Origin of the sequence: Gordonia sp. X0973 (assembly GCF_013348785.1) — a bacterium.
Taxonomy (GTDB): Bacteria; Actinomycetota; Actinomycetes; order Mycobacteriales; family Mycobacteriaceae; genus Gordonia.
In genome coordinates this window covers 414332-435360 of record NZ_CP054691.1, presented here as the reverse complement: position 1 = coordinate 435360, position 21029 = coordinate 414332, and the positions used below count along the sequence as shown (strand labels likewise).

The following is a 21029-nucleotide window of genomic DNA, read 5'->3' as shown; positions in this document are numbered from 1 at the left end:
GGTACCGATTCAATATCACAAACATACCCTTGTCAAGCTGTGAGACGCGCGCCGTAGCGGACCTAGGTCCTGCCCCGCGGACCGCGAACATCACCGGTAGAAGGGCTCGGGCCGACGCGGCTCCGACTGGTCCGCATCGTCGGCCACGATGGCCGCCAGCTCGGTCAACGCCAGACTGGTCTCCTTCTTGAGCAGTTCGAGATCGACCTCGGCACCCTCGGCAAGGTGGTCGTCGAACGGGATCCGCTGCACCCCTCTGCAGCGGCCGAGGAAATGGCGTTCCAACCCGTCGACGTCGATATTCGAGGAACCGGCACGAGGCGAGTTCAGCACCACGACAGCGTCGTCGACCAGGTCCCCATACCCGTGTGCGTCGAGCCAGTCCAAGGTTGCGCTCGCACTCCGCGCCGCGTCGATCGCCACCGAGCTGACCAGGACCAGACAGTTGGCCAAGTCGAGGACCCCGTTCATCGCGGAATGGCTCAGGCCGGTGCCGCAATCGGTGATGATGATGTTGTAGAAGCGTTGCAGTACGTCGATGACGCCGCGATAGTCCTGCTCGCTGAACGCCTCGGCTGCTGCCGGATCACGTTCGGAGGCAAGCACTTCGAGCCTGCTCGGCGCCTGGGAGGTGTGCACCCGGACGTCGGAATAGCGGTTCAACGACGGATCGGCCAGCAGATCGTGGACCGTCGATCGCGTCTGTTGCGGTACCCGCTGCGCCAACGTCCCCAGGTCGGGATTGGCGTCGACGGCGATCACCCGGTCGCCGCGCAGGGAGGCGAAGATGGAGCCGAGCCCGATGGTCGTCGTCGTCTTGCCGACTCCTCCCTTCAACGACAGCACGGCGATTCGGTAGTCGCCGCGGATGGGCTTGTTCACCCGTTGGGCCAATTCCTCGAGGCGCAGTTCATACGGCGAATCGCCCGGGTTGATCTGCCCACCGGACATCGAGTGGACCGCCTTGCGCCAACCGCTCTTCGGCGCCCGCCGGGCGCGGCCGAGGAGCGCGACCTCGTCCAACCCCGGGCCGACGACGTTCTGCCGCTGGTTGCGGGTGATATTCGCCCGCCGACCCGTCGCCGCGGTGCGCGACGCCGATCCTCGCGACCGCCGGCCGTCGTTCTCGTCCGAGTCCTGCTCCAGCAGGTCCTCCAACGATTCGACCTTGTCATCAGCGCTCACACTGTCTCCCCTCCCGTTTCGCCTCGCGACTGAATCCGACGCATCGGGCGTCTGCACATCAATTCCAGAAGTGATGTGTCAGTTCATCGTGCTTTGATTGCAGATAGTAACTGCTAGCCGTACTAACTGCTACCCGCACGTCCGGGGCGCACCATCCCGGGGTCAGCGTCGCCGAGACGGGCCGAGCCGGCACCGAACCGGAAGTCGAAGTCGTCAAGCGGGAGTTGCTTGCTCGCCTTCGTCGATTGGTAGGCGGTCGTCGGCCGGAGGAAGCCGAAGTCGCCGTGCTTGTCGATGTAGTAGGAATTGGCGTCGACGCAGGCCTTGCCGTGCATCAGGGTCTGGCTGCCCTTGGCCGAGATGAAGTCGAAGAAGCGGTCGTTGGCCGCCGGGCTCACCGACACCGAGGTCGCGCCCTGCTTCTCGGCCGCGGTGATCACCCGGGTGGTGATCCGCATCGCGTTCTCCACCATCACATGCCAACTACTGCCGCTCCAGGCGAAAGGGCCGAAGACGAGGAAGTGGTTCGGCAGATCCGGCATGCACACGCCCTCGTAGGCCTTGGCGCGGTGCTGGTCGTAGAACTCGGCGAGGTCGAAACCGTCGCGACCCCGAACCGGGCGGCGGCGATACGGCTCGGGACTCTGACTCATCTCGAAGCCGGTAGCCAGGACCAGCACGTCGATCGGCCGCTCGGTGCCGTCGGCGGTGCGGATCCCGGTGGCCGTGGCCCGGTCGATCGGCTCGGTGACCAGGTCGACGCTGTCCTTGGTGTAGGCCTTGTAGTAGCGGTTGGAGACGCTCGGCCGCTTGCACCCGAACCCGTAGGTGGGGGTGAGCTTGCGCCGCAGCTCCCGATCGCGGACCTGGGTGAACAGGAATGCGCGGCAGGCCCAGTTGGGAATCAGGGTCAGCGGTGCGATCTGTTTGCCGTAGACGGTGATCCCGACCAGGCCGACCTCCACGGCCGCCGCGACGACGCCGCGGATCGCCGATTGCAGCACCGGCGCGTAGCGGAAGGCGGTGCGCACCGGCGCCGGGATGGCGAAGTCCGGCTTGGCGAAGACCCAGATCGCCCGGCGCTGATAGACGTCGAGGTGGCCGGCCCGGTCGGCGAGTTCGGGTACCAGCTGCACCGAGGTGGCACCGGTCCCGATCACCGCGACGCGTTTGCCGGCGAGGTCGTAGTCGTGATCCCACGCCTGGGTCTGGATCACCTTGCCGCCGAAGTCGGCCAGTCCGGGAATGTCGGGGACGCGCGGCTCGACGAAGGCCCCGACCGCGGAGATCACGTACTTCGCCGTCACGGTGCGGCCGTCGGCCAGGCCGATCCGCCAGTGCTGCGCCCGCTCGTCCCATTCGCGCAGCACCACGTCATGGCGCAGGCGCAGGTGGCGGTCCAGGTCGTAGTCGGCGACGAGGCTCTCGATGTAGGCGCGGACCTCGGCTCCCTTGGGGAAGGTCCGCGACCAGTCGGGGTTCTTCGCGAAGGAGAACTGGTAGACGATGCCCGGGACGTCGACGGCGACGTCGGGATAGGTGTTGGAGTACCAGGTGCCACCCACGCCGTCGGAGCGTTCGAAGATGACGAAGTCGTCCAGACCGGCCTGTTTCAGGGCGATACCCATCCCGAGTCCGCCGAACCCGGCCCCGATGATGACGGCGAGGTGGTCGTGGTCACCGGTGGCCGGTGCGCCTCCGGGCAGCTTCTTCAGCTTCGGTTCGCGGGCCATCATCGGTCGCCCCCGCCCAGGGTGTCGGCGTCCTGCGCCTGCACGGTGATCCGCGCGTCGTATTCCGCGCGGGCAACCTTGTCGTAGGGCTCCAGGGTTCGATCCGCGCCGACGATGCGCCGGCCCAGCAGCCAGAGCCGTTCCGGCACGACGTGATAGGAGCGCAGCACCGGTAGCGTTCCCCGTGGCGCCCCGACGACCGCTGGCCGTCTATGCAGCGTCCCCACGGCACGCCTGGCCACCGACTCCGGCGAGAGGATCCCGCGCCGTTCCCACCACTTGAACGGGATGCCGGTGACGAGGTCGGTTTGGACCGCCGACGGCATGACCACCGAGATGGTGACCCCGGTCCCCAGCAGTTCCTCGCGGGCACTGCGCGCGAATCCGGTGGCCGCGTGCTTGGCGGCGACATAGGTGGCCAGGCCCGGCGAGTGGATGGCCCCCGCGGCGGAGGTGACGTTGATGAAGTGACCGCGACCGCGCCCGATCATCCGCGGCGCCAGGATCTGGAGCGAGTGGTAGTGGGCCCAGAAGTTCACGTCCATCGTCGCCTTCGCGACGCCGAGCTCCTCGTCGAGGACCGGTCCGACCGGCATGATCCCGGCGTTGTTGACGACGATGTCGATCGGGCCGATCGTGGCCTCGATCAGGTCGACCGCCGATTCGTACCGTTGTGCGTCCCGGACGTCGAGCTCGATTCCGGTGGCGTTGGTCCCGAGCCGCTCGGCGGCGGTCTTGGCGTCGACCTCGGACAGGTCGGCGACGACCACCCGCGAGCCGGCCGCGATCAGCATCTCGGCGATGGCGTAGCCGATGCCGCGGGCGCCGCCGGTGACGAGCGAAACCGACTGCGCCACGGGAATCTCGGTGAATTTCACGGTGCTACTTTCCGGTCGCGGCGGCGGACCGCGGCCTGGTGGCTGGGGCCGGCACGGGATGCGGCGCGGCACGGAATCGATAGGCGTCCAGATCGACGTTGCGGCTCTGCCGCCGCGCGCCGAAGAGGCTGGTGGGACGGATGTAGGGCATGTCGCCGGCGGAGTTCACGTAGTAGGTGCGCAGGCCGGCGTTGACGGTGTTGAAGTAGTAGTCGATGTTCTCGTCGTTGCGGCGGATCATCGCGTGATAGTCGTCGTGGGCCTGCTGGCTGACCTCGGCGACGGTCTCCCCGCGGTCGAGCGCAGCGGCGATCACGTTGACCGAATGCGACGACGAGATCTCGACGAGTTCGTGCCAGCCGGTCCCGATCCACGAGTAGGGCCCGACGAGCATCCACCGGTTGGGCAGCTTGGGCACCGCGACCGACTGGTAGGCCTGCAGCTTCTCGGTGTTGTAGAAGGTGCCAAGGTCGAAGCCGTCCCGACCGACGACCGCGCCCTCGACATAGCTCTCCGGATCGGAGAACAGGTGGTAGCCGGTCGCCAGCACGATCGCGTCGAATCGATGGTGCTCGCCGTCGGCGGTGACGATCCCGTCGTCGACGATCCGGTCGATCGGCGTCGTGACGAGCGAGACGTTGTCCCGGTTGAAGGCCTGCAGGAAGGAGTTGGACAGCGTCGGGCGCTTCCCGAGTGCTCCGTAGCCGGGCATCAGCTTCTCGCGCGCATCCTCGTCGCGGACGACAGCGCGCAGGTACCGCCGGTACAGCGCGCGGCTGATCGCGTCGAATCTCGGCGCGGCCCAACGGAACAGCGGTCGCGGGGTCTGATAGACCAACCGCAGCGCGGCCTCGATGACCAGGTTCGCGATCCCCGACAGCGGCGGTCCGACGATCCGGCCGGCCATCAGCCGGCTCACCGTCGGCGACAGGGCGAAGTCCGGTTTGGGCAGCGCCCACACCGGTGTGCGCTGGAAGACCTCGAGCGCGCCGACCTCCGGTGCGATCGACGGCGTGATCTGCACCGAACTGGCACCGGTTCCGATGACCGCGACGCGTTTGCCGGTCAGGTCGTAGTCGTGGTCCCAGTCGTTGGGCCGCAGGATCGTGCCGGTGAAGTCCTGGTAGCCGGGAATTCCGGGGTCGTCCTTGGCGGTGATGTAGGCACCGACCGCCGAGATGACGAAGCGCGCGGTGATCTCGCGGCCGTCCCCGGTGGTCAGGCGCCAGAGGCCCGACTCGTCGTCCCACTTCTCCGCGACGATCCGGGTGCCCCACTGCGCGTGGTCGTAGAGTCCGTAGCGGCGGGCGACCTCGCGGTGGTATTCCCAGACGTCCGCGCCCTTGGGGAACATCCGCGTCCAGCCCGGATTGCGGGCGAAGGAGTACTGATAGGTGAAGCCGGGGACGTCGACACCGAGACCGGGATAGTGGTTGTCGCGCCAGCTGCCGCCGAAGTCGCTCGCCTGGTCGAGGATGACGAAATCGTCGATCCCCTTGTCCTGCAATAGGACTGATGCACAGATGCCGCCCGGTCCGGCGCCGATGACGGCGACGAGATAGTCGGGTTCGAGGGTCGCGGTCATATCAGGCTGCCTCGTTCCGGCCGGCCGTCCCGAGCACGGCGGTGAGGTGGTCGGCGATGGACGCGATGGCCAGGCGACCTTCGGCGATGAGGTCGGCGCCGGCCTGGAAGACGTGGAACTGCCCGTCGTAGACCTCCAACCGCACGTCCCCGCCAGCGTCGAGCATCGCGGCGACGAACTGCTCGGCGTCGGGCAGCAACCGTTCCCGGCCGCCGACCTGCACCAGCGTCGGCGGCAGGGTAGCGAGTTCGCCGGCGGGGTCGGCGACGATCGTGCGCAGTTCGGCCATCGACTCGGGGCTCTGCTCGCCGCGGTCGATCATCCGCGCGAAGGCCGCGAAGGCGTTGCGCGGGAACACCGGGTCTCCCTGAGGTGCCGAAGCCTTGGCCTCCGGGTCGAAATCGACGAGCGGCGAGATCATCGTCACCGCGCCGACGCGATCACCCCGGCGCGCGGCCAGCAGTGCGACATGGGCGGCGAGGAATCCGCCGGCCGAGTCCCCGACGATCGCGATACGCTCCGGCGGGTAGCCGGCGGCGATCAGGCAGTCCAGGCCGTCGAGGCAATCGGCCACCCCGTCGGTTACCGAGTGACCGGGCAACAGCCGGTAGTCGACGACGAGCGCGGGCACCCCGGTCGCGGAGACGATGCGCGACACCAGGCGACGGTGGCTGTTGATCCCCCCGACGAGGAAGGCGCCGCCGTGCAGGTACAGGATCGCGGCGTCGGCGGCCGAGACCTGCGCCGGCGCGAGCAGTTCGGCTCGGCAGCGGGGAAGTTCGACGGGGGTGCGGATGGTGCCCCGAAGCGCGGGCAGGACCATCGTCACGCGGTCGAAGAGTCCGTACGGCCACGGCAGGAACGGCATCGAGGCCCAGAGCCAGATCACCGGTTTGACGAACAACCTCAAGACCAGCGACACGAGCCGGGTGGCGCCCGACTCCCCCTGCCGGTGGACCACTGTCTCCGCGCCGTGCGCACGAGTCATCGGAGTCTCCTATCGCGATTCAGAAAAACAGACTGACACACCAGTCCTAAAATGTCGAGGGATACTCCGAGTTACGCGATTATTCGTCCCGACCTTGGTGCCATTGCGCGATCTGCTCCCCCATCTCCGTCGCCGGTCCGCTCATCGAGAGCACCTCGCGGGCGATCGCCGACCACGGCGCGCTCGCCTCGAGTCGGCCGAGCAACGCGCAGGTCGCCAGCTCGTTGCGCCTGCCGAAGGCATGGGCCTCCATCAACGCCTGACCGGCCATCGTCGCGGCGTGCTCCCCCTGCAACATGAGGGCGGCGGCGGCCGATCGCGCGGCCACCGACGACGTGATGCGACGCGAGTCGTCGCGCAGATGCCACCCGACGACATCCCCGATGTAGTCGGCGAAGCCCGCCGCGCTGGCCCGCTCCTCGTCGACGACGAACCCCGCCTCAGCCGCCAACCGGAAGGCGGCGTCGACCTCGCCGCGCAGCAACGAACTGAACACCAGGCGTTCGACGACGAGTTCGGCCTTCGACAGTTCGATGCAGAGGCCGTAGTCGACGAACCCGACCCGGCCGTCGGGCAGCACGAGCACGTTGCCCGGGTGCGGATCGGCGACGAATTTGCCGATCCGGTACATCTCCCCGCAGTAGAACCGGTAGATCGTCTCGCCGATCCGGTCCCGCTGCTCCTGCGGCAGCAGGCAGGCCTCGTCGAAGGGCATCGCGTCGAGCCACTGTGAGACCAGCACCTCGTCGGTACACAGTTCGGGCACGACCCCGGGCACGACGAAGGCGGGATGCCCGGCATAGCGCTGCGCGAAGGCCTGCTGATCGGCCATCTCGCCGAGGAAGTCGAGTTCACGGGTGATCTGCCGGATGACCTCCTCGACGATGGCCGCCCCGTTGGCCGCCGGGAGGTATTTGGCGAGCGAACGGGACAGCATCCGCAGGTTCTTGAGATCGGCGCGGACCATCTGGTCGATGTTGGGATACTTCACCTTGACGGCGACGTCGCGCCCGTCGCGCAACCGCGCCCGGTAGACCTGGCCGATCGAGGCCGCCGCCATCGGCTCCGACAGCTCGCCGATCTCGGGGTAGCGCGCACCGAGCGAGCGCCGGAGCACCTCGGTCATGGCCGCGTCGTCCCATCGCGGCACCGCGTTGTAGAGCGGCGCGAGCCGTCGGGCGAACTCGGCGCGCGTCTCGCGGTCGGAGATCCCGAGTCCGACGACCCCGATCACCTGACCGAGCTTCTGGGCGGCGCCGCGCATGCCGCCGGCCGTCATAACGATGTCGTCGGCGAGCTTGAGCAACGACTTGTCCCGGGCGGCGGCATCCCGCTCCGGTCCGCGCAGCGGCGCCATCGCCGCGTTCAGCGCTCCGCGCCCGGCGTGCCGGGCGACGACTCCTCCGACCTTCCCGCCCCGCCGCACCCGACTGCGCGCGAGCCGCTTGCCGTCGCCGTCCGGGGTATCACTCATCTCGCCAGCCTAACCAGCGCGACGGATACCGGCGCGACGAATCAGGGCTGCGCGTCGCCCGTGCTCAACGCATCGATTCCGCGGAGGAAGTAGTCGATCGCCGGCCACGTGTGGGCCGCCGCATCGGGCCCGGCGAGGAGGCCGAGGTGGCTCGACTCCACGGTCGAGAACTCGACGAGCGGTGCGCCGCTGAGCAATTCGACGCCGTGCCGCGCCGCCGCCCACGTGCAGAGCGCGTCGCGGTGGCTGCCGAACAACTGCACCGGCACCTCGATCGTGCCGAGATCGACCTTGAGACCGTCGAAGTCGAGATGGCCGGTCCGCAACTCGCCGCGATAGATGAAGCTCTGCCACATCTGTTCGGCCAGTCGCCCCGGGTAGCCGGGGAAGTCGTCTTGGAAGCGGTCGATCGCCTCCATGCGCCGCAGCTTCTCGGTCTCGGTGAGGTTGGTGGCGATGAACCACGGCTTCTTGAGTTCGCGGTCCCACGAGGTCGCCCGGTAGGCCACCTTGACCAGCGGCGCGGGAATGCCGCCGAGCAGTCGCAGCGCCGCGGTCGGCGCCATGCCGCCGGTCGGACGGGTCAGGGTGCGGGCCAGCGGATAGCCGGGCAGCGCGTCGTAGTCCAGCGGCGTCGCGACGGTCACGATGCTGCGCACCGACCCGCGATCTGCGGGCGGGAGCGCGGCCGTCGTCAGCAGCGACAGCGTGCCGCCGAGGCTCCAGCCGTACAGGTCCACCTGTGCCGGCACGTCTCCGGCGTCGGCGCCGGACCGGTAGTCGTCGAGGACCCGGCCGATGGCCTCCGGGATGATGTCGGTGATGAAATCGGCGAAGCCCAGGCCGCGGTCGGCGTAGGCGATCTCGCCGAAGTCCAGGACGTAGGGCACCCGGCCGGAGTCGCGCAGGTGCGCGACGACGGAATGCTCAGGCGACAGGTCGTAGCAGCTCGCCGGCGCCGCGATTGGCGGGACGAGTAAGACGGGTGCGCGCCCGGCCGCACGCGCGGCGCTCACCTGCTCGTCGTCGGCGTAGCGCCGCAGGCCACGGTGCTCGTCGTCGGCGAGAAGCACGCTGTCGGTCCGGTGCGGCGTGTCGATCCCGCCGCCGAACGTCAGCGACCACAGGTTGCGCAGACCCCGCTGCGCCGCAGCCAGATCCGGCGCGGGCAAGTCGGGCAGATCGAAAAGACCAGTCATGCCCGCAATCTTACTAAGCAGTCAGATCGGACTCAGCCCCACGGGCGGCCCTCGACCCAATAAGCCTGAGATTTCACGGCGGCGCGGGCCAGGCCGCACTCCTTGCGGAGCAGCGCGGTGATGGCGCGGGTCGACTTCATCTCGGTGGCGACCCAGCCGTGGTAGCCGGTGGCGTCGAATGCGTCCGCGGCGATCGCCTCGACGATGGCCCGGCCGTCCGCGCCGCGCGGGACCCACTCGACGCGGTGGTGCTCGCGCGAGCGCAGCGGGAGGGTGAACTCGTCGTCGTGCTGGTACTCCATCCAGATCGTCACGGGGACATCCGGCGCGTCCGAGGCCGCGATCGCGTCGAGCAACGAGTTGACCGCGGGCAGCGAGGCCGCGTCCCCGGCGATGAGCCAGCCGTCCGCGGCCGGCTGCGGCAGGTCGAATTTGGAGCCCATCACGGTCGCGGTGATCTCGTCGCCGAGGTGGGCGGCCTGCGCCCACCGGGCCGCGGCACCGTCGTGGACGGCGAACTCGACGGCGAAGGTGCCCGCCACCGGATTCGGGTCGACCAGGGTGTAGGCGCGCTGGTGCAGCTTTCCGTCGTCCTCGAACCACATGCGCACCCACATCGTCGGGTGAATCGGATGGGTCGAAAGCAACCCGCCGTCGCGGAAGTGGATGCGCAGGTAGTGCTCGGTGATCCTCTCGACGCCGGTGACGGTCAGCACGAAATCGTCGGCGCCCAGCAGCTTCAGGACGGCGCCCTGCCAGCCGCGCGACGGCACTCTCACAACACCTGTACTCATGCAGAGTAGGTTAGCGTAACCTAATCTTCCCGTCGACCCCGTGACGCTGACGCGACTCAGACCGCCGCGAGTGGGACCACTCCCGGATGGTTGTCCAGGTAGTGACGGGTGAAGGTGCACACCGGGCGCAGCCGCGCGCCGGTCTGCTTGATGTAGTCGACGGCACTGCCGGTGAGGCGGGTCGCCAGACCCTGGCCGGTGTACTCGTCGTAGAGCACGGTGTGCAGCACGGTGACGACTTCACCCGCCTCGTCCTTCTCGGCGTGGTAGCCCAGAACTCCGACGAGATCGCCCGCGACCCAGAGTTCGAACCGTTCCCGGTCCGGGTTGTGCTGGATCTGGCTGATTTGCGCCATGACCTGGGCGGACGGCGTGGGCGCCGCCTGTTGTGCCGACTTCTTCCGAAACGCCATCACTGCCTCCCTACGAGTTTCCCCGGTCCGACGCGCTCGTTGCGCTTGTGACATCACTCACACTATACCCGGTGTGACGCAAGTGATAGGAGTGACGATTGACTCGACGCCGAGCCGAGACTCCCCGGTGACCGTAGGCCACATCGACGCCGCCTCCTGCCGTACTCTGGACGCGCGGCTTTCCGCATCCACAACCAGATAACGCGGGGGCTCTCGCGCACCGAGGGCTGAGATGGCGACAGGCGGTCGCCGACCGCCTGAACCTGTCCGGGTAATGCCGGCGTAGGGAGTCCCCATGAGCACACGTGTGCCCGCAGCAGCCACCACCGTCACCACCGGCCCGATCGAGGGCAGCACGAAGCACTATCTCACCGTCGACGGGCTGCGCATCCCGCAGCGCCGCGTCCACCTGACCAACGGCGAGCATCTCGACCTCTACGACACCTCCGGGCCGTACACCGACGACACCGCCACCATCGACCTCGACGCCGGGCTGGCACCCACCCGCGACGAATGGCGCCGTCCCGAGCCCGTCGACGGGGCGTCGACGCAGCTGGCGTGGGCGCGCGCCGGCATCGTCACCGACGAGATGACCTTCATCGCGGCGCGCGAGGGCGTCGAGCCGGAACTGGTCCGCAGCGAGGTCGCCCGCGGCCGGGCGGTCATCCCGGCCAACCACCGCCACCCCGAGTTGGAGCCGACGATCATCGGCAAGAAGTTCCTGGTGAAGATCAACGCCAACATCGGCAACTCCGCGGTGTCGAGTTCCATCGCCGAGGAGGTCGAGAAGATGGTGTGGGCCACCCGCTGGGGCGCCGACACGATCATGGACCTCTCCACCGGCAAGGACATCCACCAGACCCGCGAGTGGATCATGCGCAACTCCCCCGTCCCGGTGGGCACCGTGCCGATCTACCAGGCACTGGAGAAGGTCAACGGCGACCCGACGAAGCTCACCTGGGAGATTTACCGCGACACCGTGATCGAGCAGGCCGAGCAGGGCGTCGACTACATGACCGTGCACGCCGGGGTCCTGCTGCGCTACGTGCCGCTGACCGCCAAGCGGGTCACCGGCATCGTCTCGCGCGGCGGGTCGATCATGGCCGCGTGGTGCCTGGCCCACCACGAGGAATCCTTCCTCTACACCCACTTCGATGAGCTCTGCGAGATCTTCGCCCGCTACGACATCACCTTCTCCCTCGGCGACGGCCTGCGCCCCGGGTCGATCGCCGATGCCAACGACGAGGCCCAGTTCGCCGAGCTGCGCACCCTGGGCGAACTCACCGCCATCGCCCAGCGCCACGGCGTCCAGGTGATGATCGAGGGGCCGGGGCACGTGCCGATGCACAAGATCGCGGAGAACGTGCGGTTGGAAGAGGAGCTGTGCAACGAGGCGCCGTTCTACACCCTGGGACCGCTGGCCACCGACATCGCGCCCGCCTACGACCACATCACCTCGGCGATCGGCGCCGCGATGATCGCGCAGGCCGGCACCGCGATGCTCTGCTACGTCACCCCCAAGGAGCACCTGGGCCTGCCCAACCGCGACGACGTGAAGACCGGCGTCATCACCTACAAGATCGCCGCACACTCCGCCGACCTCGCCAAGGGGCATCCGCGCGCCCAGGAGCGCGACGACGCGCTGAGCAAGGCCCGGTTCGAGTTCCGCTGGACCGACCAGTTCAACCTGGCGCTCGACCCCGACACCGCACGGGAGTTCCACGACGAGACGATGCCGGCCGAGCCGGCCAAGACCGCCCACTTCTGTTCGATGTGCGGGCCGAAGTTCTGCTCGATGCGCATCTCCGCCGACGTGCGCGCCTACGCGGCGGAGAACGGGTTGGAGACCGCGGCGGACATCGAGGCGAAGATCGCCGCCGAGATGGCCGCGAAATCCGCCGAGTTCGCCGACCACGGCAACCAGGTCTATCTGCCGATCAGCGAGAGTGTCTGAGCATGAGTCAGACCCCCGAGCTGCTCCCCGTCGGCCCCGAGGGTGAGACGCCCGTGCGGGTGCTGACCATCGCCGGCTCGGACTCCGGCGGCGGTGCCGGCATCCAGGCCGACATGCGCAGCTTCGCGTTGATGGGCGTGCACGCCTGCGTGGCCGTGACGGCCGTCACCGTGCAGAACTCGACGGGTGTGTCCGGGTTCCAGGAGATCGATCCGCCGATCGTCGCCGACCAGATCCGGGCCGTCGTCACCGACATAGGAGTTGGTGCGGCCAAGACGGGCATGCTCGCCTCCGGCGCCATCATCGACGCGGTCGTCGACGCCTGTGTGGAATTGGGCACCGGCGGCGACGGGCCGATCCCGCTCGTCGTCGATCCCGTCTGCGCGTCGATGCACGGCGACCCGCTGCTGGCCGCCGACGCCCTCGACGACCTGCGCGGCAAGCTGATCCCGCGCGCCACCGTCGTCACCCCCAACCTCGACGAGGTCGCGTTGATCACCGGGATCGAGGTCGTCGACGGGGAGTCCCAGCGCGCCGCGGCGCGGGCGTTGCACGACTTGGGCGCGCGGTGGGCGCTGGTGAAGGGCGGGCACCTGCGCTCCAGCGATCACAGCCCCGACCTGCTCTACGACGGGGCCGAATTCCTCGAGATCGACCACGAGCGCATCGACACCCCGCACGACCACGGTGCCGGGGACACCTTGGCCGCGGGGCTCACGGCGGCCTTGGCGCACGGTTACTCGGTACCCGACGCGCTGCGGTTCGCGAAGGGGTGGGTGACGCGCTGTCTGCGGGCCGCCTACCCGCTCGGCGAGGGGCACGGGCCGGTGAACCCGCTGTGGCGGGTGGGTGGCGGATTCGGCGAAAGTCGGTAGGGTCGCAGCAGAGTCCACGCACGTAACCAAGAACAGTCGATCCGGCGATTCGTCGCCTCGGGAGTGGTAGCCGCGCAATCCACGCAGCAGCATGTGCCGACGCAGCAAACGGTCCACCGGGCCATCGCGGCGTCGGCGATCGGCAATGCCACCGAGTGGTTCGACTACGGCGTGTACGCCGCGACCACCACCTACCTCACGCACGCCTTCTTCCCGGGAACCCTCGGCAGCATCGGCACGATGCTCGGCTTCGCCGTCTCCTTTGTCCTGCGCCCACTCGGCGGCTTCATCTGGGGGCCGATCGGGGATCGGATCGGCCGCAAACACGTCCTCGCGCTCACGATCCTGCTGATCTCGCTGGCGACCGCGCTGATCGGCGTGCTCCCCACGCATGCGGTCGTCGGGGTGTGGGCGCCGATCCTGCTGATCTCCCTGCGCGTGGTGCAGGGATTCTCCACCGGAGGCGAATACGGCGGCGCCGCGACCTTCATGGCCGAGTACGCCCCCGACGCCAAACGCGGCCGCTACGGGAGCTTCCTCGAAGTCGGCACGATGGCCGGGTTCGCCGGCGGAACCGCGATAGTCCTGATCCTGGAACTGGTGTTGTCCCACGACGCGATGTCGACCTGGGGGTGGCGCCTGCCCTTCCTGCTGGCCCTGCCGCTCGGGCTGGTCGGGCTCTACCTGCGGTCGCGGTTGAACGATTCACCGGTGTTCGACGAGGTCAGCAGCAAGACCGACCAGACCGCGGTGTCGACGTGGGGCGCGCTGCGCCGTACCGTCGTGCGGTACTGGAAGCCGATCCTGATCATGTTCGGGATGGTCGTCGCGCTCAACGTCTGCAACTACACGCTGCTGGCCTACCAACCGGCTTATCTGCGGAACACGATCGGGCTGTCCGAGAAGGGCAGCTCGGTGGTAGTCCTGATCGGCCAGCTGTTGATGATGGTCATGATCCCCGTCTTCGGCGCCCGCTCGGATCGGGTCGGGCGCAAGCCGATGTGGTGGATCTCCCTGACCGGCCTGTTCGTCTTCGCGTTGCCGATGTACTGGTTGATGGGTCGCGGATTCGGTTGGGCGATAGTCGGATTCGCCGTGCTGGGGCTGCTCTACATCCCGCAGCTGTCCACCATCTCGGCGACCTTCCCGGCGATGTTCCCCACCCAGGCCCGCTACGCCGGCTTCGCCATCTCCTACAACGTCTCGACGGCGGCCTTCGGCGGTACCGCTCCGCTCGTCAACGATTGGGTGGTCGCCAAGAGCGGCTGGTCCCTCTTCCCCGCCGCCTACATGATGGGCGCATGCGTGATCGGGATGGTCGCGCTGTGCTTCCTGCGCGAGACGGCCGGCGTCTCCATCCGCGGCACCAAGACGCCGAACCGCGGTGCCGAACCGCAACTGGCGTAGCGCACGGGATCAGGGGGTGCGCGCCGGCGAGGAGGCCTGCGCCCAGAACCGTTGCGGAATCCGGCCGGCGTGACGGGCCAGGTGACCGGCGAGCACGGCGTGGCGCATCGCGGTCGCCATCGCGGTCGGGTCCTCGGCGCGGGTGACGGCGGTGGCCAGCAGCACCGCGTCGCATCCCAATTCCATCGCCAGCGCGGCGTCAGAGGCGGTGCCGATCCCGGCGTCGAGGACGACCGGCACCGTCGCCCGGGCGACGATGAGTTCGATGTTGTGCGGGTTGCGGATCCCCAGACCGGTGCCGATCGGCGCGCCGAGCGGCATCACCGCGGCGACCCCGACATCCTGCAGTCGCAGCGCGAGTACCGGGTCGTCGTTGGTGTAGGCCATGACGGTGAACCCTTCGTCGACGAGGGCCTGCGCCGCGTCGAGGGTTTCGATCGGGTCGGGCAGCAGCGTCTTGTCGTCGGCGACGACCTCGAGCTTGACCAGATCGGTCTGCGTGGCCTCCCGCGCGAGTTGGGCGGTGAGCAGCGCCTCCGCGGTCGTGTGGCAGCCGGCGGTGTTGGGCAGGACGGCGATTCCCAGTCGCCGCAGCAATTCGATGACCCCGGTCCCGTGCTCGGCGCTGACCCGGCGCATGGCGACGGTGGTGAGTTCGGTGCCGCTGGCCACCAGGGCCGATTCGAGAGCGGCGAGGTTCGTCGCCCCGCCGGTGCCCATGATGAGGCGCGAGCCGAAGTCGCGCCCGCCGACTCGGAAGGCCTCAGCCACCCTGGACCGCCGTGACGATCTCCACCACGTCGTCGGGCCGGAGCTCGGTCTGCGCCCAACTGCCGCAGGGCACCACGAAGCCGTCGACCGCGACGGCGATCCCGCGGTCAGGCAGGCCGAGTTCGGTGACCAGACCGGTCACCGTGGTGCCGGCGGGCAGGGTCCGCTCGTCGCCGTTGACGGTGACGGCTATCGAAGTACCTGTCGCGCGAGTCATGGATCCAGGTTAGCCCGCCAGCAGGCGCACGACGCGGGCCGCGGTGTCGGGCGCGAGCACGATCCCGTTGCGGCCGTGCCCCGCGGCGACGACCGTGCGCGCGTCGACGCGCTCGATGATCGGCAGCCCGTCGGCCGAGCAGGGTCGGATACCCGCCGCGGCCTCGGCGAGGTCGTAGGTGGCCAGACCGGGCATGATCTCGACGGCGTCGGCCAGCAGGTCCGCGACCCCGCCGGCGCGGGGCGCGTGGTCGTCGAGGGCCGACGGCTCGTACTGGGTCGCGCCGACGACGACGCCGTCGGCACGCGGCACGAGGTAGACGTCGCGCCCCTCGACGCGGGCGCGCACGACCCTCGTCGGGACCGGCACCGACTCGCGGTTGCGGTGCAGGCGCAGGATTTCGCCTTTCGCCGGGACCAGTGCGATCTCGGGCAGCAGTCGCGGCGTCGCCATTCCCGCCGCGACGAGCACCTGGTCGGCGGTCACATCGGAGAGAGCGGTGATCGCGATGCGATGCCAATGCGCCCCGGCGTCGACGAGGGCGATGCGCAGCGCGGCGAGCAGGCGCCGGTTGTCCAGCGCACCTTCGCCGACGGCGAGGTAGCCGCTGTGGACGCGGGTGGACAGCGAGCGTTCCAACGCCCTGGCCTCGCGCGCCCGCAGCGGGCGCAGCCGGTCCCCGCCCACCTGCTCGGACCACACGAATTGGGCCATCTGCCGCAGGTATTCGCCGTCGGCCGCGGTGGTGGCGACGATCAGCGAGTCCTCGGCCGTGCGGATCCCCGGATCGCCGAGCCGGTCGATCCAGTCCGGCCACATCGCCGACGATGCCGCCGACCGGTCCAGCAGTCGGCCCTCACCCGGATGGCCCTCGCCGAGCGCGCCGAGCATGCCCCCGGCCACCTGTGCCGCGCGTCGTGTCGGGCCGGCGTCGTAGACGTCGACCTGCCACCCGGCGTCAGCGGCGGCCAATGCGCAGATCCGCCCGATGATGCCCCCGCCGATCACCGCGAGGGTCGGTCGGCGCGCGGTGTCCATCACCTCAGCAGCGTATCGCTACCGTTGATCCCATGAACCGCCGCGAGCGTCTCGCCACCGCCGTGCTGTACCTCTGCACCGATGCCCGCCGGGAACGCGGCGACCTGCTCGATTTCGTCGCCGCCGCCCTCGACGGCGGGGTGGACATCGTGCAGCTGCGCGACAAGGGATCGCCGGGCGAACAGCGGTTCGGGGCCCTGGAGGCCGGTCCGGAACTGGAGTTGCTGGCCGCGCTCAAGGAGCTGACGACGCGCGCCGGCGCACTGCTGGCCGTCAACGACCGGGCCGACATCGCGGTGGTCGCCGGAGCCGACATCCTCCACGTCGGACAGGACGATCTCCCCCCGGCGACGGCCCGACGACTGGTCGGCGACGACGTCATCCTCGGCCTGTCGAGCCACGACGCCGCGCAGGCATCGGCGGCGGCCGTGGACCCGGCCGTCGACTACTTCTGCGTCGGCCCCTGCTGGGCGACCCCCACCAAGCCGGGGCGGGCCGGGACGGGCCTCGACCTGGTCGACCATGCCGCCGCGCTGGGGACCGATCGGCCGTGGTTCGCCATCGGCGGCATCGACGAGCAGCGCGCGCCCGAGGTCGTGGCTGCCGGAGCGCGGCGGATCGTCGTCGTGCGCGCCCTCACCGCGGCCGACGACCCGAAGGCAGCAGCAGAAGCGTTGCGTGCGGCGATCAATGCCTGACCTCACTCGTCACAGGATGGCGTAGCCGAGCCGGGTACACAGCCGCGCTTCCACGCCCGACGTCTCACTCGGGACCGGCTTGACCGGGGTCGAGTTCACGCGGTTCCGATTCGGGCGGGTCGGGTCCCCTTCGGTGAACCGGGCCCGCAATCGCCGGATGCTCTGATGGGCGAGGTCCTGCGGATGATGGCTGTCGTTGATCCTCGGCCGGCCGAGCTCGCCGCGGCCGTCGCGCAACCGCCATTCGACTCGTCCGGCCTGCGGCCCGTGCCGTCGGAAGGTCGTCTCCCACTGGCCGGGCCCGTCGCCGACCCGGCGGTTGTGACGACCCGAGGCGGCAGCCAGCTTGTCGACGTCGGTGCGTCCGCCCTTGGCCCAGTCGGGCAGGTGGTGGGCCTCGGTGAAGATGAATGGGGTGTCGTCGTCGGGGGCCGTACCGCCACGATCCCGGGCGAAGATCGCCAGGCGCTGACCGAAGGTGGCCTTCCGCTTGGAGCGGCCGTGATACAGCACCTCGGTGGTGTGATTCTGGAATACGACGAGCGACTGGTCGGCCCGGGCGGCCAACTCCACCAGGTCGCGGACTGGGACCAAGGTGCCGGTCGTGGACAGGGCGGTCCCCGCGCGCTTGACGATGTCGGCGAGCGGGGCGGTGAACACCAGCTGGGTGGCGATGCGATTCGGCCTGCCGAGTCCCTCGTGACCGATGACGTAGTCGCACATCGCCTCGAGCGCATCGTGGGCGCGCTGCTCTGGGCTGCGTCGATCCCGTTGCCGGGCGTCGGCCAGTCGCGCCTGCGACGCGTCGTCAGACCCCAGCTCGTCGATCGAACCGAATAGGCGCTGCTGCTCGTCGTCGTCACGGTTGTTCATTCCCGGTGCGGCCATACCGGCGAAGATCAGCTCGATCTTCGCGCGCAGCGTCGGGGTGAGGTTCCCCAGGAGCCTGGACATCAGCTGCTGGTCCTGGCTCCCGATGGTGATCGTGCGCTGACGCTTGCGGTCCCGCTCGTCACATAGGGCCCCGTCGGGGTCGAGGTAAGTCAGCAGGCAAATCCCGGCCTTACGAAGCTCCTGCGGGGTCAGGTCGGCCGCCATCGCGGCCAGGTCCCGCTCGGCCTGCTCGACGACCTCGACGGGCAACTTGGCCGGAATCCGGCGGATGACGGCGCGGATCTCGTCGACGTGGGCACCACTGACAACGCCCTCGGCCACAGCCGCCGCCGTAGCTGGAAACTCCGGTGCTCGCGTCTCCCCGGTCATGCCGGTGAGCCGAGCGATCTTCTCCGCGCGCCGGTACCGCTTCTTGGCTTCCGATCGACCGAGTCGCAGCCCTTTGGCCAGCCATGTCATCGGGTGGGTGAAACCGTCGCGAGCGTACGCACAGCGGTCGTTGATCTCGGTGAACAACTGGGCATCGACGCCCTCCTGCGCACAGCGCACGGCCTCCAGGGAACGTGCGGCCGCCAGCAACTCATCTTCGGTCTCGGCCGCCCACACTGCGGTCGCGAGCTTGTCCACGGCAGCCCGAATCGTTGCGATCAGGTCGGTCGGAGACTGCGGCAACAAGGGTTCGTCCGGCAACGCGGGCTCGACGGTCATCGGATTCACCTCCCTGCCAACCTTGCGCAATCAACGTGTTGTGCTACGAGCTCAGACTATCGACGGGGTCTGACAAAGCCGGGCCGGTCGGCGTCTAGCGTCGGACCGGTGAGGGACACCAACGAAATCTCGGCACTTCTCTTCGATCTACAGGGCACCGCGACGGATTTCTACACCCCGGTGAGCGCGGCTCTGCGCCAGGCTTTCCCCGGCGCCGATGTGGACGAATTGGTGAGCCGCTGGCGTGCGGCCTATTTCGAGCAGACCGGACCGGATTCGCCCGCCGACGAACAGTGGGTCTCGGTCCACGCCATCTACCGGACCGCGCTCGACGAGGTGCTGCGCGAGGCCGGGATCGACGCCGACGACGAGCTCTGCGAAGGTCTCGCACGAAGCTGGCAGCGCCTCGAGCCGTGGCCCGACTCGGTGACCGGACTGGCCCGGCTGCGCTCCCGCTTCACGACGGCGACGCTGTCCAATGCCGACGTCGCCGCAGCGGTGCGGATCGTGAAGCATGCGGGCCTGCCGTTCGACGCGGTCTTCACCGCGGAGATGGCCGGCGCCTTCAAACCCGACCCGCGCACCTACCTGACCGCGGCGCGCTACCTGGACACCCCGCCGGAGCAGATCATGATGGTCGCCTGCCACAAGTACGACCTGCGCGCCGCGGCGAGCCTGGGATTCGCCACCGCTTTCGTCGCCCGCCCCGACGAGTTCGGCCCGGGCGGATCGCCGGACACTTCATTCGACGACGAGTTCACCGTCAACGCCACCGACTTCGACGACCTCGCCGATCAGCTGGGCTGCTGACCGACCGAACCTCGGTCGGAGTTCAGCGTCGCCGCGCCTCGCACCAAATCTTGGTGGCGGGAAGCAACGCCAACGTCAGGGTGACGATCGGGAATATCAATCCCCCGATACCCGACACGATCTCCGTGCCCCGGTTGGTGGATAGCGCGGGCGACGCGTCGTAGATGGCGTTCGTGACGACGAGCCCGGCGATACTTCCGATCAGCGCCAGCACACAGGCCGCGGCGACGACGATGCGCGCCCACAGCCGGCGCATCAGCAGGCCGACGCCACCGGTGACCAGCGCCACCCCGAGGACGAGGTCCACGACGATGATGACGATCATCACCGCCGAATACCAGCCGGGCAACAGATCTGCCGCACCTTTGACCGACGACAACAGGGCCAGCACACCGATGGCTCCGATGACTCCGAGTAGCTGCGCGGCCCCGCCCAAGAGGCTGAGGATGCCCGCGATGATGCCCGTCGCGCCGTTCGGCTCCGGGGTGTGGGGACCGTAGGCCACCGCATACGCGGGGTCGCCGAATTGGCCGTACTGCGGGGGAACGCCGCCCGGATAGGGTGCGGTGACACCGGGAATGGCGCCGTATTGCGGCGCGCCGTACTGCGGCACGGCGGGGTATTGCTGCGGATCGCCGAGGTTCGGCGCCGCCGGGTATCCGGGTACCTGTGGCACCGGCCCGTACTGTGGAACCTGCGCCTGACCTGGGTCGTTCGGCGGTCCCTGCTGCCAAGAAGTCATGCGCAGAGGCTACCAATCAAGGCTCTGCGCAGCCGTCCGACTGTACGACGCGACGGAATGCGGTTGCGCCGCGTTTGGGCCGGGTCTACCTTGGCGGTGTGCGTTTGCAGCTCGTAACCAGCCCGTAGCGGGGTCTCACCGACCGACCCCCGCTGCGGGAGTCGCGCTGTTCACATCACGGTCATCATCCATGCAGACCGAGAGCAGACACCAGATGCACACCCGAAACCTCAGCCAGCCATCCTTCGCGGGTACCGCCGAACTCCCCATCGGCCTGCGCGAGGAGGCACACCGGATGTCCGACGAGGAATTCACGCAGAGTCTCGCCCATGCGGGAACCATTCGATTGCACGCCTGGTCGGCGACGCCGGCCGACGGCGACCGCCTCGACTGCCGGGCGACGATCGCCGTCGACGACCGCGACCACTCCGTCGCCGCCCGCGCGACCGGGCAGCTCGGCGCCCTGACCTCGATGCTCTACGACATCGGTGCCGGCGTCGAGATCCGGCAGTTCCACCAGCGCCACGACGGCGGCGGGTTCACCACGATCCTGCTGTGCGGCAACGACATCGGCGAGAAGTGGGCGATCGGCACCGGCATGAGCGGCGACGAGGCGAACCGCAACGCCCTGATCGCGGGCGCCAACCTGCTGCCCCACTGATACGG

At 69.0% G+C, this 21029-nt stretch carries 19 protein-coding genes, 1 pseudogene and 1 riboswitch; of the genes and pseudogenes, 6 read left to right on the top strand and 14 right to left on the bottom strand.

Features of this window, described 5'->3' with window-relative positions:
* Positions 1–90: 90 nt before the first annotated feature.
* The 9 genes and pseudogenes from HUN08_RS02100 to HUN08_RS02060 form a co-directional block, all read right to left on the bottom strand.
* Positions 91–1032, bottom strand: a pseudogene (locus tag HUN08_RS02100) (MinD/ParA family protein); the annotation flags it as partial.
* A gap of 275 nt (positions 1033–1307) precedes the next feature.
* On the bottom strand, positions 1308–2918 hold the full coding sequence (locus tag HUN08_RS02095; protein ID WP_124246219.1) for an NAD(P)/FAD-dependent oxidoreductase: 1611 nt from the start codon (positions 2916–2918) through the stop codon (positions 1308–1310).
* Positions 2918–3796, bottom strand: a complete 879-nt coding sequence (locus HUN08_RS02090; RefSeq protein WP_124245786.1) for an SDR family NAD(P)-dependent oxidoreductase — start codon at positions 3794–3796, stop codon at positions 2918–2920. Before HUN08_RS02090 ends, HUN08_RS02095 begins: the two co-directional genes overlap by 1 nt.
* A gap of 4 nt (positions 3797–3800) precedes the next feature.
* Positions 3801–5381, bottom strand: a complete 1581-nt coding sequence (locus HUN08_RS02085; protein WP_124245787.1) for an NAD(P)/FAD-dependent oxidoreductase — start codon at positions 5379–5381, stop codon at positions 3801–3803.
* Position 5382: 1 nt separating this feature from the next.
* Complete coding sequence (locus HUN08_RS02080) at positions 5383–6369, bottom strand: alpha/beta hydrolase fold domain-containing protein (RefSeq protein ID WP_124245788.1); 987 nt, start codon at positions 6367–6369, stop codon at positions 5383–5385.
* A 79-nt stretch (positions 6370–6448) separates the two neighbouring features.
* Positions 6449–7843, bottom strand: a complete 1395-nt coding sequence (locus HUN08_RS02075) for an AarF/ABC1/UbiB kinase family protein (protein WP_124245789.1) — start codon at positions 7841–7843, stop codon at positions 6449–6451.
* Positions 7844–7884: 41 nt separating this feature from the next.
* Positions 7885–9042: an alpha/beta hydrolase gene (locus HUN08_RS02070; protein WP_124245790.1), complete on the bottom strand. Its 1158-nt coding sequence runs from the start codon at positions 9040–9042 to the stop codon at positions 7885–7887.
* A gap of 32 nt (positions 9043–9074) precedes the next feature.
* Positions 9075–9836: a siderophore-interacting protein gene (locus tag HUN08_RS02065; RefSeq protein WP_124245791.1), complete on the bottom strand. Its 762-nt coding sequence runs from the start codon at positions 9834–9836 to the stop codon at positions 9075–9077.
* Positions 9837–9892: 56 nt separating this feature from the next.
* Positions 9893–10249 (bottom strand): GNAT family N-acetyltransferase, encoded by a 357-nt coding sequence (locus tag HUN08_RS02060; protein ID WP_124245792.1) that lies wholly within the window; start codon positions 10247–10249, stop codon positions 9893–9895.
* 193 nt (positions 10250–10442) lie between these two features.
* Positions 10443–10555: riboswitch (TPP riboswitch) on the top strand.
* Here HUN08_RS02060 and thiC point away from each other — a divergent pair.
* The 3 genes from thiC (at position 10545) to HUN08_RS02045 (ending at position 14485) form a co-directional block, all read left to right on the top strand.
* Positions 10545–12203, top strand: coding sequence for a phosphomethylpyrimidine synthase ThiC (gene thiC / locus HUN08_RS02055; RefSeq protein WP_124245793.1), 1659 nt, complete (start codon positions 10545–10547; stop codon positions 12201–12203). It overlaps the preceding riboswitch by 11 nt.
* A 2-nt stretch (positions 12204–12205) precedes the next feature.
* The gene (thiD, locus tag HUN08_RS02050; protein ID WP_124245794.1) at positions 12206–13078 is read left to right on the top strand and encodes a bifunctional hydroxymethylpyrimidine kinase/phosphomethylpyrimidine kinase; all 873 of its coding nucleotides are present in this window, start codon (positions 12206–12208) and stop codon (positions 13076–13078) included.
* A gap of 93 nt (positions 13079–13171) precedes the next feature.
* The gene (locus tag HUN08_RS02045; protein ID WP_301546845.1) at positions 13172–14485 is read left to right on the top strand and encodes an MFS transporter; all 1314 of its coding nucleotides are present in this window, start codon (positions 13172–13174) and stop codon (positions 14483–14485) included.
* Positions 14486–14494: 9 nt separating this feature from the next.
* On the opposite strand, the gene HUN08_RS02040 is transcribed toward HUN08_RS02045, so the two are convergent.
* Genes HUN08_RS02040 through thiO form a run of 3 tightly spaced genes read right to left on the bottom strand, consistent with a single transcriptional unit; the run spans position 14495 to position 16511 of the window.
* Positions 14495–15256, bottom strand: coding sequence for a thiazole synthase (locus HUN08_RS02040; RefSeq protein WP_124245796.1), 762 nt, complete (start codon positions 15254–15256; stop codon positions 14495–14497).
* Positions 15249–15449: a sulfur carrier protein ThiS gene (thiS, locus tag HUN08_RS02035; RefSeq protein WP_124246220.1), complete on the bottom strand. Its 201-nt coding sequence runs from the start codon at positions 15447–15449 to the stop codon at positions 15249–15251. Before thiS ends, HUN08_RS02040 begins: the two co-directional genes overlap by 8 nt.
* Positions 15450–15482: 33 nt before the next feature.
* Complete coding sequence (gene thiO, locus HUN08_RS02030; protein WP_124246221.1) at positions 15483–16511, bottom strand: glycine oxidase ThiO; 1029 nt, start codon at positions 16509–16511, stop codon at positions 15483–15485.
* 32 nt (positions 16512–16543) lie between these two features.
* On the opposite strand from thiO, the gene thiE reads away from it, so the two are divergent.
* Positions 16544–17209 (top strand): thiamine phosphate synthase, encoded by a 666-nt coding sequence (gene thiE, locus HUN08_RS02025; RefSeq protein ID WP_124245797.1) that lies wholly within the window; start codon positions 16544–16546, stop codon positions 17207–17209.
* 9 nt (positions 17210–17218) lie between these two features.
* Here the strand turns inward: thiE and HUN08_RS02020 are convergent, their stop codons facing one another.
* A complete protein-coding gene (locus HUN08_RS02020) occupies positions 17219–18811 on the bottom strand; it encodes a DUF222 domain-containing protein (RefSeq protein ID WP_124245798.1) in 1593 nt (530 codons plus the stop codon).
* Between the two features lie 108 nt (positions 18812–18919).
* Between HUN08_RS02020 and HUN08_RS02015 the strand changes: the two genes are divergently transcribed.
* Positions 18920–19621 carry a haloacid dehalogenase type II gene (locus HUN08_RS02015; protein ID WP_124245799.1) on the top strand — a complete coding sequence of 234 codons (702 nt, stop codon included), beginning with the start codon at positions 18920–18922 and terminating at the stop codon, positions 19619–19621.
* 22 nt (positions 19622–19643) lie between these two features.
* On the opposite strand, the gene HUN08_RS02010 is transcribed toward HUN08_RS02015, so the two are convergent.
* Positions 19644–20363, bottom strand: a complete 720-nt coding sequence (locus HUN08_RS02010; RefSeq protein ID WP_124245800.1) for a hypothetical protein — start codon at positions 20361–20363, stop codon at positions 19644–19646.
* A 214-nt stretch (positions 20364–20577) separates the two neighbouring features.
* Between HUN08_RS02010 and HUN08_RS02005 the strand changes: the two genes are divergently transcribed.
* On the top strand, positions 20578–21024 hold the full coding sequence (locus HUN08_RS02005; protein ID WP_301546844.1) for a hypothetical protein: 447 nt from the start codon (positions 20578–20580) through the stop codon (positions 21022–21024).
* Positions 21025–21029: the final 5 nt, after the last annotated feature.